We start from the raw sequence: 15,094 nt of genomic DNA, 5'->3' as shown, positions 1-15,094 counted from the left end.
AGCGGCGGCACGTCGGCGGCGTCTCGCGCGGCGGACAGCCATGACCTGATCCGCGTCCACGGCGCCCGGGTCAACAACCTCAGGGACGTCCACGTCGAGATCCCCAAGCGGCGACTGACGGCGTTCACCGGTGTCTCGGGCTCGGGCAAGAGCTCCCTGGTGTTCGGCACCATCGCAGCGGAGTCGCAGCGGCTGATCAACGAGACCTACAGCGCGTTCGTGCAGGGGTTCATGCCCACGCTGGCCCGGCCCGAGGTCGACGTGCTGGACGGCCTGACGACCGCGATCATCGTCGACCAGGAGCGGATGGGCACCGACCCGCGCTCCACCGTCGGGACCGCCACCGACGCCTACGCGATGCTGCGCATCCTCTTCAGCCGGCTCGGGCAGCCGCACATCGGCCCGCCGCAGGCGTTCTCCTTCAACGTCGCCTCGATCAGTGGCGCCGGCGCGGTCACCCTCGAGAAGGGTGGGCGCACGACGAAGGAGCGGCGAAGCTTCAGCATCCTCGGCGGCATGTGCCCGCGCTGCGAGGGCCGGGGCTCGGTCTCCGACTTCGACCTCTCGGCGCTGTACGACGACAGCCTGTCGCTCAACGAGGGCGCGCTCACGATCCCCGGCTACAGCATGGAGGGCTGGTACGGCCGCATCTACCGGGGCTGCGGGTATTTCGACCCCGACAAGCCGATCAGCAAGTACACCAGGAAGGAGCTCGACGCCCTCCTGCACAAGGAGCCGACCAAGATCAAGGTCGACGGGATCAACCTGACGTACGCCGGGCTGATCCCGGCGATCCGGAAGTCGTTCCTGGCCAAGGACCGGGAGTCGATGCAGCCGCACATCCGGGCCTTCGTGGACCGGGCGATCACCTTCACCACCTGCCCCGACTGCGAGGGCACCCGGCTGAGCAAGGAGGCCCGGTCGTCGAGGATCGGGGACCGGAACATCGCCGACCTCTGCGCGATGCAGATCAGCGACCTGGCCGGTTGGGTCCGCGCGCTCGAGGAGCCGTCGGTCGCGCCACTGCTCGAGGCACTGGGGGAGACCCTCGACTCGTTCGTCGACATCGGCCTGGGCTACCTCTCGCTCGACCGGCCGGCCGGCACCCTGTCCGGCGGCGAGGCCCAGCGCACCAAGATGATCCGCCATCTCGGGTCCTCGCTCACCGACGTCACCTACGTCTTCGACGAGCCGACGATCGGGCTGCACCCGCACGACATCCAGCGGATGAACGAGCTGCTGCTGCAGCTGCGCGACAAGGGCAACACCGTGCTCGTCGTGGAGCACAAGCCGGAGACGATCGCGATCGCCGACCACGTCGTCGACCTCGGCCCCGGCGCCGGCGCGGCGGGCGGCACCATCTGCTTCGAGGGCCGGGTCGAGGGCCTGCGAGCCAGCGACACGATCACCGGACGGCACCTCGACGACCGGGCCCGGCTCAAGAGCGGGACCCGGAGCTCCCGCAGTGTCCTGGAGGTGCGCGGGGCCGACCGGCACAACCTCCGGGGCGTCGACGTGGACATCCCGCTCGGCGTGCTCGTGGTGCTGACCGGCGTGGCCGGCTCGGGCAAGAGCTCCCTGGTCCAGGGCTCGGTGGCGGGCCGGGACGGGGTCGTGACGGTCGACCAGGGGACGATCCGCGGCTCGCGCCGCAGCAACCCCGCGACGTACACCGGGCTGCTCGACCCGATCCGCAAGGCGTTCGCCAAGGAGAACGGCGTGAAGCCGGCGCTGTTCAGCGCCAACTCCGAGGGCGCCTGCCCCAACTGCAACGGGGCCGGGGTCATCTACACCGACCTCGCGATGATGGCCGGCGTCGCTGCCCCCTGCGAGGTGTGCGACGGGAAGCGGTTCCAGGCCGACGTGCTCGAGCACCGGCTTGGCGGCAAGGACATCAGCGAGGTGCTCGCGATGCCCGTGGCGGAGGCCGTGGAGTTCTTCGCCGGCGGCGAGGCGGCCGTCCCGGCCGCGCACCGGATCCTCCAGCGGCTCGCGGACGTGGGGCTCGGTTATGTCAGCCTGGGCCAGCCGCTCACCACGCTGTCCGGCGGCGAGCGGCAGCGGATCAAGCTGGCCACGCACCTGGGGGAGAAGGGCGGTGTCTACGTCCTCGACGAGCCGACCACCGGCCTGCACCTCGCCGACGTCGAGAACCTGCTCGGCCTGCTGGACCGGCTCGTGGACTCCGGCAAGTCGGTCATCGTCATCGAGCACCACCAGGCGGTCATGGCGCACGCGGACTGGATCATCGACCTGGGCCCGGGCGCCGGCCACGACGGCGGCCGGATCGTCTTCGAGGGCACGCCCGCCGACCTCGTCGCGGCGCGTTCGACACTCACCGGCCAGCACCTGGCGGCGTACGTCGGGGGGTGACTGCGACCCCCGAGCGTGGCGCCCGCCCGGCGGCACCCGACAGGGCCTAGGGTCCTCGTGATGTCGAGCCAGCACCCTGCGGAGCTCCGTCTCCTGGTCACCGGGGGCGGAACCGGCGGCCACACCTACCCGGCCCTGACCATCGTGCCTGCGCTCACGGCCCGGCTCGCGGCATACGGCGTCGCCACGCGGGTCCTCTGGGCCGGGGATCCCGACGGGCTCGAGGCCACGGTCGCGGCGTCGGCGGGGATCGCCTTCCAGCCGCTCGCCACCGGCAAGGTGCGTCGGGCGCGGACCCGGTGGGGCATGCTGACCGCCCGGAACGCCGGGGACATGGCGCGGGTCGCGCGTGGGGTCGTCCAGGCCAGGTCGGTCGTCCGCCACTTCCGGCCTGACGTGGTCCTGTCGACCGGCGGGTACGCCGCGGTGCCGATCGGACTCGCCGCCCGGCAGCTGCGCCTGCCCCTGGTGGTCCACGAGCAGACGGTGCGCCTCGGGCTCGCGAACCGGGTCCTCGTCCGCGGTGCCGCACGCGTCGCGGTCTCCGAGTCCTCGACCCTGGACCTGTTGCCCCCCAGGGTCCGGGAGCGGACCGTGGTCACCGGCAACCCGATCCGGCCGGAGCTGCTGGCCGGCGAGCCGTCCCGGGCCATCGCCGCGCTCGGGCTGCACGCGTTCGACCCGGGCAAACCGGTCGTGTACGTGACGGGCGGGGCGCAGGGAGCCGTCCAGATCAATCGCCTCGTCTCCGAGTCCCTGCCGTGGCTGCTGGACCGCGCGAACGTCATCCACCAGTGCGGGGCGAGCGACGTCGACGCACTGGCCGAGCGAGCCGCAGGCCTGCCCGCGCACCTCGCGGCCCGGTACCGCGCCCTCGGCTTCCTCACTGATGCGTTGCCCGACGTCCTGGCGCTGGCCGACCTCGTGGTGTCCCGCAGCGGGGCCGGCACGATCGCGGAGCTGACAGCGCTCGGCAGGGCGTCCGTGCTGGTCCCGCTCGCCTCGTCGGCGGGCGACGAGCAGGCGCACAACGCGCGCCGGCTCCGCGACGTCGGTGCGGCAGCCGTCCTGGAGGGTGAGGTCTCATCGGCGCAGCTGGAGTCCGCACTCGGCCCGCTGCTCGGCAGCGGGGAGCGGCGTCAGGCCATGGCCCGGGCTGCCGGCGCTCACGGGCGGCCCGACGCCGCACAGCGCCTGGTCGACGTCCTCATCGAGGCGGCCGGAGCTGCCGCCGGCCGGTGAGCACTGTGGAGGCGTTGGCGCACGCCAGGTGCGCCGAAGACCCCACGTTCAGGAGGAGCCCGGCTCAGGAGCGGCCGGCTCCTCGCTGCCGTGGTCGGGAGCCGCCAGGAGCCCGTAGACGGGGGAGCGCGCTGCCGCCGCGCGCACGCCGGAGGCCGTCGACGCCAGGTAGCCCTGGGAGGTGGCCAGGGACCGGTGGCCCAGGAAGTCCATCAGCTCGACCGCGGTCGCGCCCCGCTCGACCAGCCGGGTCGCGGCCGTGTGCCGCAGCGCGTGCACCAGCGCACCGCGGGCCCGGGCAGCGTTGACCCCGGCGTCGCGGTAGACGAGCTCGACGAGGTACTGCAGCGCGCCGGTGCGCATCCGCTGGCCGGTCCGGTCGACGAACAGCGGGTCGGTGGGCCGCCACCATGCCCAGGGATCGTCCCCGCCCGTGACGCCGCGTTGCCGCGCGGTGCCGGGGAACCGGGCGCGGCGGCTGTCGAGGTAGGTGGCCAGGATGCCGAGCAGCACCTGCTCGATCGGGATCGCGCGCTCGGCATCACCCTTGCCGAGCACCTTGATCCGTTCGTTGCCGGGAGTGCGGGTGACGTCGCCGACGTCGACCGCGAGCAGCTCGGCGGACCGCACACCCGTCACCATCGCGGTCAGCACGACCGCGGCGTCGAGCTCGGGCCACGGCTGCCGGCGGCGTACCGCTGCGTCGGTGAGCGTCCGCACGATGCGGGCGGCGTCGTCCTCGGCGAACGGCTTGGGCAGGCGTTGCGGTGAACGCGGCTTGCCGACGCCGGGCATGGGGGAGCCGTCGAGGTGCTCCTCGGAGACGAGGTGCTCGAAGAAGCCGCTCCAGGTGGAGTGCGCCCGCCGGACGCTGGCCGCCGCCCGGCCCTCGGACCAGGTGCCGAAGGCGTGCCGCAGCACCGACAGGGTCAGGTCGCCGAGGCGCAGCTCGGCGGCGGGCCGGCCGAGGTGGGTCGCGGCGGCGGCGATGATCGCCTGGAGGTCCCGGGTGTACGCCGCCCGCGTGTGCGGGGAGTCCTTGCGCGGCGCCCGCGCCAGGAACCATCCGTCGACGGCTTCGCGCACCAACAAGTCACCCTTCACGGGGCGGGACGCTAACCGTGACCACCCCCAGCCCGAATCACACCGGTGTCATTTGCTGCATAATCGCCGGTATCCAGCAGTTATCCATGGAGAGCGGAGGAGCCCGGGTCGTGCAGCCGTGGGCCTCACAGGTCGAATTTGCCGTCTGCACCACGTGGCCGACCCCCATGATGTGCCGGGGAGCGCGGCCCGTTGCGGTGGGCAGCTGGCGCCCAGGCGCCGCCGGACGACGCCGTACAGCCCAAGGAAACGTCGACCCGGCCACGTCAATGGTTCGTCGTCGCCGACGTGTGTGTCGTCGTCGTGCGTCGTCGTGCTGAACGTGACGTCGTGGTGAGCCTGCGGCTCGAGCCAGCGACTCGGGCGTCGGTGGGCAGACGCTGGTGACCGGGGCGTGATGCAGGACCGCAGAATTCGGGATCGCCGCCGCTTTCCACTCTGAGATCCAGTCCTGGCAATGTCGCCGATAACCGACATTATGTCAACTACCGTGCAGATCGTGGCGGGACCACCCCTCCCCGGGCCCTACATCGTTGTCATTCACCACGCCCTCCTCCGGTTGTCCTCGCGGGTTCCCTCGTCACCTCGCGCTCCGCCTCGCCCTCGGCACCACCCTCGACGTGCAGCTCGGGCAACCACTCGAGCCAGCCGGGCAGGTACCAGTTCCACCGGCCGAGCAGCACCATGCTCGCCGGCACCAGCACCGTCCGGATCACCGTGGCGTCGATCAGCAACGCCACCGCGACCCCGAAACCCATCTGCTGGAAGCCGACCAGGTCGCCGGAGGCGAAACCCACGAACACCACCACGATGATCAGCGCGGCGCCGGTGATGATCCGCCCGGTCGCGCCGACGCCGTGGGCGACGGCGTCCACGGTGTGCCCCGTGGCCAGGTACCGCTCCTTGATCCGGGTCAGCAGGAAGACGTGGTAGTCCATCGACAGGGCGAACAGCACCGAGAACAGGAAGACCGGCACCCAGGGCTCCACCCGGTCGATCTGCTGCAGCCCGAGCAGGTCGGCCCCGATCCCCTCCTGGAAGACCAGCACCATCAGCCCGTAGGCGGCGCCCACCGAGAGCAGGTTCAGGACCACCGCCTTCAACGGCAGGACGATGGAGCGGAAGACCAGCAGGAGCAGCAGGAAGCTCAGGGTGAGCACGAACGTGATCACGATCGGCAGCCAGGTGTCGATCAGGTGCGCGTAGTCCACGTTCAACGCGGTCTCCCCCGTCACGTAGACGCCGGCGTCGACCCCGTCGAAGGCCCGCGGGACGTAGTCGCTGCGCAGCCGCGTGATCGCCGCGGTCGCCCGGGCTCCGGCCGGGTCCCCCGCCAGCGCCACCTCGACCAGCGTCAGGTCGTCCCCGGGCGCCGTGGTGACCGTGGACGGGCCGAAGGCGTCGTCGGTGGCCACCAGGTCGCGCAGCCGCTCGACGGCCGCGGTCACCTGCGGCGTGGCCGCACCGTCGACCACGACCTGTGCCGGGCTGGTGCGGGACCCCTGCGGGAAGTAGGTGTTCAGGGCGACGAAGCCGCGCTGGGTGAGCGTGTCGTCGGGCAGCGTGGTGAGTCCCGCGGACCCGGTCTGCAGTCCGAGCACGGGCAGCGCCAGGGCCACCAGCACGCTGCTGGTCGCGATCACCGTCAACGCCGGGCGCCGGGTGACGGCACGCACGACGCGCCCCCAGAAGGGGCTCTCGCCGCCGTGCTGCGCCGGCAGGAACGGGATCCGTCCGCGCTCGATGCGGTCCCCCATCAGCGACAGCGTCGCCGGCAGCAGGGTCAGTGCCGCCGCCACGGTGACGAGGCCGACCACGACCGCGCCGAAGGCAAGACTGCGCAGGACCGTGTCCGGCACGAGCAGCATCCCGAGCAGGGCCACGACGAAGGACATCCCGGAGAAGAGCACCGCCTTGCTGGCCGTGGCCCCGGAGACCGCGATCGCCTCCATCTTCGTCAGGCCGGCGTGGCGCTCCTCGCGGAAGCGGGAGGTGATGAACAGGGAGTAGTCGATGCCCAGGGCGAGCCCCATCGCGATCACCATGTTGACGATGAAGAAGGACAGGTCGGCGGCCTGCCCGACGACTGCTGCGACGCCCACCGCCACGATGATCGAGGCCACCGCCATCGTCAGCGGCACGAACGCGGCGACCACGGCTCCGAACACCAGGAGCAGCACCACCAGGGCGGCCGGCAGCCCGAACTGCATCTCGCCCTTCTCCAGGTCGTGCTGCGAGACCACGGTGAAGTCGTAGCCCAGGGTCCACTGTCCCGTGATCGTCGCCGCGACGCCCGCCTCGTCGTCGGCCCGCTCGACCGCATCCACCACGTCGACGATGCCTGCCGTCGGATCGGCCCCGTCGTCGTCGTTCATCACCACCGGCACCAGCACCGCGCTGCCGTCCGCGGACACCAGGCCCTTCGCCCGCCCGTCGAAGGGGTTGCCCACGTCCTGGACCCCTTCCGCGGCGGCGATGTCGCCGCGCAGGCGGGCCACCGACTCCTGGAAGCCCGGGTCGTTCGTGCTGCCGGTCTCCGACCGCACGACCACCAGCTCGCTCACCTCGTCCCGTGCCGGGAAACGGTCGTCGAGCAGGTTCTGCCCCTTCAAGGACTCCGGCTCGCTCTTGATCCCGCCCTCGGTGGTCAGCGCGGATCCGAGCAGTGCCGCCGAGGCAGCGACCGCTAGGCACAGCACGACCAGCCAGGCCGCGAGCGTGCGCCACGGGTGCCGAGCACACAGGACCGAGAGCCGTTGTACCGCCGATGAACGCATGAGCTTCCCCCGTCCGTCCGGGGCTCTTCACTTCCGTGGTACGCCGGTCCGGCGCGCCTGTCGATAGCGCGAACGGGCTACGGCACCGTGGCGACGCCCGGTCGGACCGGCTTGCGTGCCAGCACGAAGCCCTGCGCGGTGGGCTCGTGCTCCTGCCGCTCCTGACGAGTGCGCACGACGACCTCCAGGCCGGCGCCCCGTGCCAGCTCGGCCACGGCGTCGACCTGGTGGCGGTGGAACGTCAGGGTCACGGGGTGCCCCGCCATCTCGGCTGGGCGCACCGGCTCGTCACCCACCTGGAAGGCGAGCAGCAGGTGTCCACCGGGCACCAGCACCCGATGGAGCTCCGCGAAGACCACCGGAAGCCGGGCATGCGGCGTGTGGATGATCGAGTACCACGCCAAGGCACCCGCCAGTCCGTCGTCCGGCAGCTCCAGCGCCGCCATGGTGCCGACCTCGAACCGGAGCGACGGGTGCTCGCGTCGCGCGATCTCGACCATCCTCGGCGTGAGGTCGATCCCGAGGACGTCGAGCCCGAGGCCGGCCAGGTGTGCGGCGACGCGCCCGGGTCCGCAGCCGAGGTCGGCCACCGGTCCCCCGCCGTCGGCGTGCACCAGCTCGGCGAAGTGTGCGAGCAGTGCTCTCGCGAGCGGGAAACGGTCGAGCTCGTGCCGCACGTGCTCGGTGTACTCGGTCGCGAAGGCGGCGTACGACGTCCGGGTGTCGATGACGTCCTGCGGCTCCGTCATCCGGGGACTCACACCGCCGGGCTTCGGTGGTAGTCGGGGCTCTCCCCCGCCTTCAGGTTCCCGCGGTAGACCCCGTCGCGGATCTCGACGGTGTAGCCCTCCAGCTCCGGCATCCCCATCGCGGCGGCGACCTCGAGCTCGGCCTCCCAGTCGTAGGGCACCCGCACGAACTGGATCGAGAACGGCGCCTCGGCCTCGCCGTCCATGACGCCCTCGAGGATGACGTAGACGGGTGTGGGGTCACCCATGCAATTGCCGACACTGCCGGTGTTGAACACGGTGCGGCGTTCCCGGTCGGTCTCGTAGTAGGGGTCGTGGGTGTCGGCGTAGCCCACCACCGACGGCACCGGCCCGTCGCCGGTCGCGGCGGTGTTGGTGAACAGCCCGAGGAACTCGGCCTCGTCGTGGTCGAACCGCACCCGGCGGTGCACGGTCTCCTGCGAGGCGTGGAAGAGCCGGATCCGGCGCCCGCTCATCACGAAGTCGTGGCAGAACGGCAGCGACCGGAGCCACTCCCCCTGCCCCGGGCCGAGCTGGTGCAGCCACCACTTCAGCGCGTCGGTGTCGAACACGCGGTCCGGGTCGGGGAGGAAGTCGTCCCAGTTCCCGAGGATGTTGACCTCGCACCGCTCGCGGCACAGGTCGACGACCTCACGACCGCGCGGACCCTTGCCGACGTAGTCGCCCAGGTTGAAGATCCGGGTGATGCCGCGCGCGTCGATGTCCGCGAGCACCGCCTCGAGCGCCGTCAGGTTGCCGTGGACGTCCGAGATGAGGGCGATGCGGTCGAGCGTGCGGGCCGGGTTCACGGGGCGACCCTAGCGGCCCCACAGGAGACCCAGCAGCCAGCTCGCGCCCAGGCCGAGCGCGGCCACGGTGACGAGCAGGAAGAGCCCCACCCAGGCCAGGCCCGGGAGCGGTGTCAGCCGGGCCAGCAGGTCGGCGTCGGAGTCCCGCGCCCGGCCGCGACGACGCTGCCGCTGGAGCTCGAGCACCGGACGTGGTGCCGCGAGCAGCAGGAACCAGGTGCCGGCGTACGCGGCCACCGACTGCACCGGCTCGCTCCCCCACCAGGACACGGCGAACACACCGAGGCCGGCGACCAGCACGGCGTACAGGCCGTAGAAGTTGCGGATCTGGAGCAGCAGCAGACCGAGCAGGACCACGGCCAGCCACAGCACCGCCAGCGCGTGCCGCTCACGCAGGAGGTACGCCGCGCCGAGGCCGAGCAGGGACGGCCCGACGTACCCGGCGAGCGCGGTGGCCACCATCCCGGGGCCGGCGCTCCTCCCCCGCGACAACGTGAGCCCCGAGGTGTCCGAGTGCAACCGGATGCCCGCGAGGCGGCGGCCGCTCAGCAGCGCGGCGACGCCGTGGGCGCCCTCGTGGGCGATGGTCACGACGTGGCGACTGACCCGCCACGTGGCCGGCAGGGCCACGACAGCGAGGACGACAAGCCCCACCACCAGCACGGTCGCCGGCTCGGGCCGGGGCTGGGTGCCGACCACCTCGTCGCCGATGCGGGCGAGGGCGTCGGTGAGGTGCACGCGCCCAGCCTGCCGCACCCCAGTGGGCGGTCGGGCCGGGTGGGTCGTCCTCGGGCGAGCACGGTGCCGGCGGAGACCCGCTCGACGACGGCCTGGACGGCTTCGAGGTTCTCGTTGCTACTCGCCACCGCAGGAGGCCGCCGCAAGCCCCGGCTCACCCGTGTGGAGGACGCCCGCGGGTCCGGTCGCCGCTAGCCTGCCGGGATGACACGGTTCCCGTTCCGCTTCGACCCGACCTACCGGTTGCCCGCGCTCGTGTTCGGGATCGTGCCCGCGACGGCGTGGGTCGAGGTCGACGACCAGGAGCTTCGGGCCAGGTTCGGACCGTGGTCGCTGCGGACACCGCGCAGCAACATCTCCTCGGCCACCGAGACCGGTGGGTTCAGCTTCGTGAAGACGGCCGGACCGGCCCACCTCTCGTTCACCGACCGCGGGGTGACCTTCGCGACGAACGGCGCCCGGGCCGTCTGCGTGCAGTTCCACAGCCCGGTCCGGGCGATCGACCCGACCGGCCGGATCCGGCACCCCGGCGCCACCTTCACCGTGGCCGACCCGCCCGCCCTGCTCGCCGCCCTGGAGGAACGATGACCGGAGGAACGATGGCCGACCCCGCGAACAGCACCGACCGTCCCCGGCCGGAGCACGTCCGCCCCGACGGTGTCAGCGACGCCACCGTCGAGGCGCTCGGCAAGCTGTCGGAGGCGCTCGAGGCCGTCGAGCACGCCCGGGGCCACCTGTACGCCTTCCACCGGCTCTGCGGCACCGGCGACCTGACCCTCGGCGAGGCCGTCGACCAGCTGCGCGACGCCGGGCACGCGGAGCTGGCCGACCGGATCGAGCGCGAGCTCGTCGGCCGCAACGTGATCCACGGCCGGTGGAGCTTCCAGATCGTCGAGGAGTACGACGACACCTACTACGACACCTTCAGGTCGCTGGAAAGGCTGGCGCGGGACCAGCTCGTGGGCGGCCGCCGCCACCTCTTCGAGGCCGAGATGAAGGAGGACCGGCGCACGCACGGGGCCCCGCACCACGCGTCAGTCCCCGACGACTCTGGCCCACAGGGCGGAAATGGCCCCGGCTGACGGATCGGGACCCTATGGTTGCCCCTGCATCAGGGGGAACGGTGCAGCAACGCCAAGGGGGAAGGACTCGGGGAGCTTCGATGGCCAGGTCGCCGGACGTGCTCGACGACCCCACGCCCTTCGAGGCGCCCCACGTCGACGTCCGGGTCCGCATCGCCTGGCTGCTCCGCAGCTGGCGGGACTTCGGCATCGACGGGGCGTCGGTCTCGGTGACCGAGATGGCCGGCCTCCTCAAGGAGCAGGGCATCGCCGCCTCGGCGCCGTCGGTCTCGGGCTGGGAGACCGGCCGAGTCGCCCCCGGAGGCGCTGTGGTCGAGGCGTACGAAGCCGTCCTGGGCTGCGAGCCCGGATCCCTGCGCGGATCCGTCGACCTGGTCCGCCGCAGGTTCGGTGACGGACGACCTCGGTCGGTGCGGAACCTGCCGACCCTGGTCGACCTCAACGACGCCGTGGATCGCGTGGTCGGGACTCCGGAGCCGACCGGGCTGGCGTGGCTGCACCTGAGCGAGACGGCGCTGGCCGTGCGTCCCGGGATCTCGACGGCGTTCCTGCGCCCGCTCGTGTCGCAGCTGGTCAGCGAGATGAGCCGTGCCGCCTTCACCGGCTACACCACACGGTACGAGGCGCTGGCGTTGCTGCGCTGCGGCAAGTACGCCGAGGTCGTGGAGGACGCCGTGGCCGAGTTCCTCGAGGAACCCGGCACGGCGGTGCTCGGTGATGCCGCGCGCCTTCTCGCGGAGCGGCCGGACCCCGTGACCGTGCGCGTGCTGTCGCCGCTGCTCGGCAGCGACGACGTCCTGCGGCTGCGGGCCGGTGTGGTGGGCCTGGAGCACGTGGCCGCCGACGGGGACCTGGGCCCGTCACAGTGGCGGCCGGTGGTGGCCCCGTTCGCGCACGCGTGGGAGGTGCTCGCCGACGACGAGCAGCGGAACCGCCAGCTCGCGACGCTCTGGGGGGCGCTGCCGGCACCGACGCGGGCCGCGATCGCCGCACGCCTCCCCGGCCAGACGGACCCGGAGCGGGTCATGCGCCCCGGCGCACCCGTCGCCCACCGCGACAAGCTCGCCTTCTGCTCCCGCGTCGCCGAGCGGGCCACCGACGTGCTGGGGCTGCGCGGCCAGCCGTTGCTCGACCGGCTGGTGTTCGAGGCGGCCTTCGACTCCCGCGACGCGCGCCGCACCACCTCGACGCTGCTGCTGATGGCCTCCCCGTTCCGCGGCCCGCTCGCGCTGGAGCTGGCGGCCGCCATCCGGAGCCACCAGGACCTCGTCGTCCGCCGGGCTGCCGCCACCCTGTTCCTGCTCCTGGGGGACGAGGAGTCCCGAGGCCCGGCCGTGGAGCTGCTGGACAGCGATGACCCCGTCGTCGTCACGTCGGCGATCTTCGCGCTGGCGCACTCGGGGGCACCGCTGGACGAGGACCGGCTCGAGCGCCTGTTGGCCCTGCCGGACCCCCTGAACCGGCGAGCGCTGCTGTACGCCGGGATGACGGGCCAACCGGTGCTCGCCCGGCTGGCCGCGGACCCGACCCACCCGCTCCAGCAGCCGGCCGCGTGGTGGTTGCGTCACGGCGGCCGGGTCGCCCTCTGACGCCACCCGCTCCGGGGCTCGGCCGAGCCGCTACGTTGGCGCCATGGGCATCCCGGCGTACACCCTCAACGACGGCACAACGCTCCCGGCGATCGGCTTCGGCACCTATCCCCTGAGGGGGGACGACGGGATCACCGCGATCACCAGTGCCCTGGAGAACGGCTACCGGCTGCTGGACACCGCGGTGAACTACGGGAACGAGCGTGAGGTCGGCGAGGCGATCCGCCGGTCGGGCCTGCCGCGGGACGAGTTCCGTGTCGCGAGCAAGATCCCCGGCCGGCACCACGGGTACGACGACGCGGTCGCCAGCGTGCGCGGGTCGCTGGAGCGCCTCGGGCTCGACCACCTCGACCTCCAGCTGGTCCACTGGCCGAACCCGAGCGTCGGGAAGTACGCCGAGGCCTGGCGTGCGCTGGTCGACCTGCGCAAGGAGGGGCTGGTCCGCTCGATCGGCGTCTCCAACTTCACCGAGGCACACCTGCAGCGGATCATCGACGACAGCGGGGTCACCCCGTCGGTCAACCAGGTCGAGCTGCACCCGTACTTCCCGCAGGCCGAGATGCGCGCCGTGCACGAGCGGCTCGGCATCCGCACCGAGTCCTGGAGCCCGCTGGGCAAGCGCCAGGCGCCGTTCACCGAGACCCCGGTCGCCGCGGCGGCCGAGAGGTACGGCGTCACGCCCGGGCAGGTGATCCTGCGCTGGCAGGTGCAGCTGGGCGCGATCCCGATCCCCAAGTCGGTCACCCCCGAGCGGCAGCGCCAGAACCTCGACGTGTTCGGCTTCGAGCTCACCGACGACGAGGTGGCGGCGATCACGGGTCTGGGGCGGCCGGACGGCCGGCTCTTCGGGGGTGACCCGGACACCCACGAGGAGCAGTGATGCCGGCGACGCCGTACCTGCGGGTCGACCTCGCCCGCCTGCGCCGCAACATCGCTCGGGTGGCCGAGTTCGCGGACGGCGCAGGGCTCGCCCTGCGGCCGCACGTCAAGACGCACAAGACGGTCGAGATCGCGCGGCTGCAGCTCGCGGCCGGCGCGGTGGGCATCTCGGTGGCCACGATCGGGGAGGCCGAGACCTTCGCCCGCAACGGCATCGGGGACGTGTTCGTCGCCTATCCGCTGTGGCTGGACGACACCGCCGCCGGACGGCTCACCGACCTGACCGGCGACGCGGCGGTGGCCATCGGCGTGGACTCGGTCGAGGGAGCCGCCAACGCCGGCCGGCTCCTGGGCGCCACGACGGTCGAGGCCCTCGTCGAGATCGACTGCGGCCACCACCGCAGCGGGGTCCTCCCCCGCGATGCCGGGAAGGTTGCCCTGGCCGCGGTCCGCACCGGCCTGCAGGTCCGGGGCGTGTTCACGTTCCCGGGGCACAGCTATGCCGCCGGGGCACTCGCGAGCGCCGCCGCCGACGAGGCCGCGGCGCTGCGTGAGGCAGCCGCGTCCCTGCGCGAGGCCGGCGTGGAGCCGCACGTGGTCAGTGGCGGTTCCACCCCGAGCCTCGCCCACTCCGATCCCTCGGTGCTCACCGAGCTCCGGCCGGGGGTCTACGTCTTCGGCGACGCGCAGCAGTGGGAGCTGGGCGCGATGCCTCCGGACAGCCTCGCCCTGACCTGCAGCGCGAGCGTGGTGAGCCACGCCGGTGGCCGGCTGGTCCTCGATGCGGGCAGCAAGGTGCTCGGGGCCGACCGGCCGGCGTACGCCTCCGGTTTCGGGCGGCTGCCGGAGCACCCCGATGCGCGGATCGTGATGCTGTCGGAGCACCACGCGGTCGTCGACCTCGCCGGGGCGTCCCTGCCGCCGCTGGGCAGCCGGGTCGACGTGGTGCCCAACCACGTGTGCAACGCGGTGAACCTCGTCGACACGGTGTACGCCGAGGAGTCCGGCGAGCTGCGGCCCTGGTCGGTCACCGCCCGTGGCCTGAACTCCTGAGCCCTGCCCCTACCATCATGCCCATGCTCAAGCGCCCCCTCACCGCCCTGGTCGCCACGGCGGCCCTCTTCGCCCTCGCCGGATGCGGCGACGACTCGTCCGACGACTCCGCGGGCGCCGCCCCCAGCCGCGACGCGAGCGGCCCGGCCTGCACCTACACCGAGGACGGCCAGGCGGCCAAGGACGTCGACCTCCCGCCGGACCACGCGGCCGTCAGCGGCGACGAGGCCGTCACGATCAAGACCAACGCCGGCGACATCAAGGCGACCCTCGACGCGGACACCACCCCCTGCACGGTCAACTCGTTCGTGTCGCTGGCCGACCAGGGCTACTTCGACTCCACCACCTGCCACCGGCTCACGACCCAGGGCATCTACGTCCTGCAGTGTGGCGACCCGACCGGCTCGGGCGCCGGCGGTCCCGGCTACTCCTTCGAGGACGAGCTGTCCGGCAAGGAGACCTACGGGGCCGGCACCCTGGCGATGGCCAACGCCGGGGTGGACACCAACGGCTCGCAGTTCTTCATCGTCTACGGCGACAGCACGCTGGACCCCAACTACACCGTCTTCGGCCAGATCGACGACGCCGGCCTGCAGGTCGTCAAGGACATCGCCGACAAGGGCACCGCGGACGGCGGCCCCGACGGCGCGCCCAAGGAGCAGGTCAAGATCGAGTCCGTCACCGCGGAGTGACCTGCAG

At 72.5% G+C, this 15,094-nt stretch carries 13 protein-coding genes; 8 read left to right on the top strand and 5 right to left on the bottom strand.

Annotation, left to right across the window (positions count from 1 at the left end; genetic code table 11):
• The first annotated feature begins 45 nt into the window (after nt 1-45).
• Both ABD268_RS16040 and ABD268_RS16035 read left to right on the top strand, forming a co-directional pair.
• Entirely contained in the window at nt 46-2,373 is a 2,328-nt protein-coding gene (locus tag ABD268_RS16040) for an ATP-binding cassette domain-containing protein (RefSeq protein WP_344154533.1), read from the top strand.
• A 60-nt stretch (nt 2,374-2,433) separates the two neighbouring features.
• The gene (locus ABD268_RS16035) at nt 2,434-3,615 is read left to right on the top strand and encodes a UDP-N-acetylglucosamine--N-acetylmuramyl-(pentapeptide) pyrophosphoryl-undecaprenol N-acetylglucosamine transferase (RefSeq protein ID WP_344154363.1); all 1,182 of its coding nucleotides are present in this window, start codon (nt 2,434-2,436) and stop codon (nt 3,613-3,615) included.
• A 48-nt stretch (nt 3,616-3,663) separates the two neighbouring features.
• Here the strand turns inward: ABD268_RS16035 and ABD268_RS16030 are convergent, their stop codons facing one another.
• The 5 genes from ABD268_RS16030 to ABD268_RS16010 form a co-directional block, all read right to left on the bottom strand.
• Nucleotides 3,664-4,701, bottom strand: a complete 1,038-nt coding sequence (locus ABD268_RS16030) for a tyrosine-type recombinase/integrase (RefSeq protein ID WP_344154360.1) — start codon at nt 4,699-4,701, stop codon at nt 3,664-3,666.
• 554 nt (nt 4,702-5,255) lie between these two features.
• Nucleotides 5,256-7,496 carry an MMPL family transporter gene (locus ABD268_RS16025; RefSeq protein WP_344154357.1) on the bottom strand — a complete coding sequence of 747 codons (2,241 nt, stop codon included), beginning with the start codon at nt 7,494-7,496 and terminating at the stop codon, nt 5,256-5,258.
• Nucleotides 7,497-7,573: 77 nt separating this feature from the next.
• On the bottom strand, nt 7,574-8,245 hold the full coding sequence (locus ABD268_RS16020) for a class I SAM-dependent DNA methyltransferase (RefSeq protein ID WP_344154354.1): 672 nt from the start codon (nt 8,243-8,245) through the stop codon (nt 7,574-7,576).
• 8 nt (nt 8,246-8,253) lie between these two features.
• Complete coding sequence (locus tag ABD268_RS16015) at nt 8,254-9,054, bottom strand: metallophosphoesterase family protein (protein ID WP_344154351.1); 801 nt, start codon at nt 9,052-9,054, stop codon at nt 8,254-8,256.
• Nucleotides 9,055-9,063: 9 nt separating this feature from the next.
• Nucleotides 9,064-9,792, bottom strand: a complete 729-nt coding sequence (locus tag ABD268_RS16010; protein ID WP_344154348.1) for a M50 family metallopeptidase — start codon at nt 9,790-9,792, stop codon at nt 9,064-9,066.
• Nucleotides 9,793-9,996: 204 nt separating this feature from the next.
• On the opposite strand from ABD268_RS16010, the gene ABD268_RS16005 reads away from it, so the two are divergent.
• The 6 genes from ABD268_RS16005 (at nt 9,997) to ABD268_RS15980 (ending at nt 15,087) form a co-directional block, all read left to right on the top strand.
• Nucleotides 9,997-10,380, top strand: coding sequence for a hypothetical protein (locus ABD268_RS16005; protein ID WP_344154345.1), 384 nt, complete (start codon nt 9,997-9,999; stop codon nt 10,378-10,380).
• Nucleotides 10,377-10,874 (top strand): hypothetical protein, encoded by a 498-nt coding sequence (locus ABD268_RS16000; RefSeq protein WP_344154342.1) that lies wholly within the window; start codon nt 10,377-10,379, stop codon nt 10,872-10,874. The genes ABD268_RS16005 and ABD268_RS16000 overlap by 4 nt, the downstream gene beginning before the upstream one ends.
• Before the next feature lie 80 nt (nt 10,875-10,954).
• Complete coding sequence (locus tag ABD268_RS15995; protein ID WP_344154339.1) at nt 10,955-12,463, top strand: HEAT repeat domain-containing protein; 1,509 nt, start codon at nt 10,955-10,957, stop codon at nt 12,461-12,463.
• Nucleotides 12,464-12,506: 43 nt separating this feature from the next.
• Nucleotides 12,507-13,343, top strand: coding sequence for an aldo/keto reductase (locus tag ABD268_RS15990; RefSeq protein ID WP_344154336.1), 837 nt, complete (start codon nt 12,507-12,509; stop codon nt 13,341-13,343).
• Nucleotides 13,343-14,395, top strand: a complete 1,053-nt coding sequence (locus ABD268_RS15985; protein WP_344154334.1) for an alanine racemase — start codon at nt 13,343-13,345, stop codon at nt 14,393-14,395. Before ABD268_RS15990 ends, ABD268_RS15985 begins: the two co-directional genes overlap by 1 nt.
• Before the next feature lie 23 nt (nt 14,396-14,418).
• Nucleotides 14,419-15,087 carry a peptidylprolyl isomerase gene (locus ABD268_RS15980; RefSeq protein WP_344154332.1) on the top strand — a complete coding sequence of 223 codons (669 nt, stop codon included), beginning with the start codon at nt 14,419-14,421 and terminating at the stop codon, nt 15,085-15,087.
• Nucleotides 15,088-15,094: the final 7 nt, after the last annotated feature.

Source organism: Nocardioides koreensis (genome assembly GCF_039531775.1).
GTDB classification, from domain to species: domain Bacteria; phylum Actinomycetota; class Actinomycetes; order Propionibacteriales; family Nocardioidaceae; genus Nocardioides; species Nocardioides koreensis.
The sequence above is the reverse complement of the archived record's forward strand: the minus strand, read 5'-3'. Positions and strand labels throughout refer to the sequence as shown.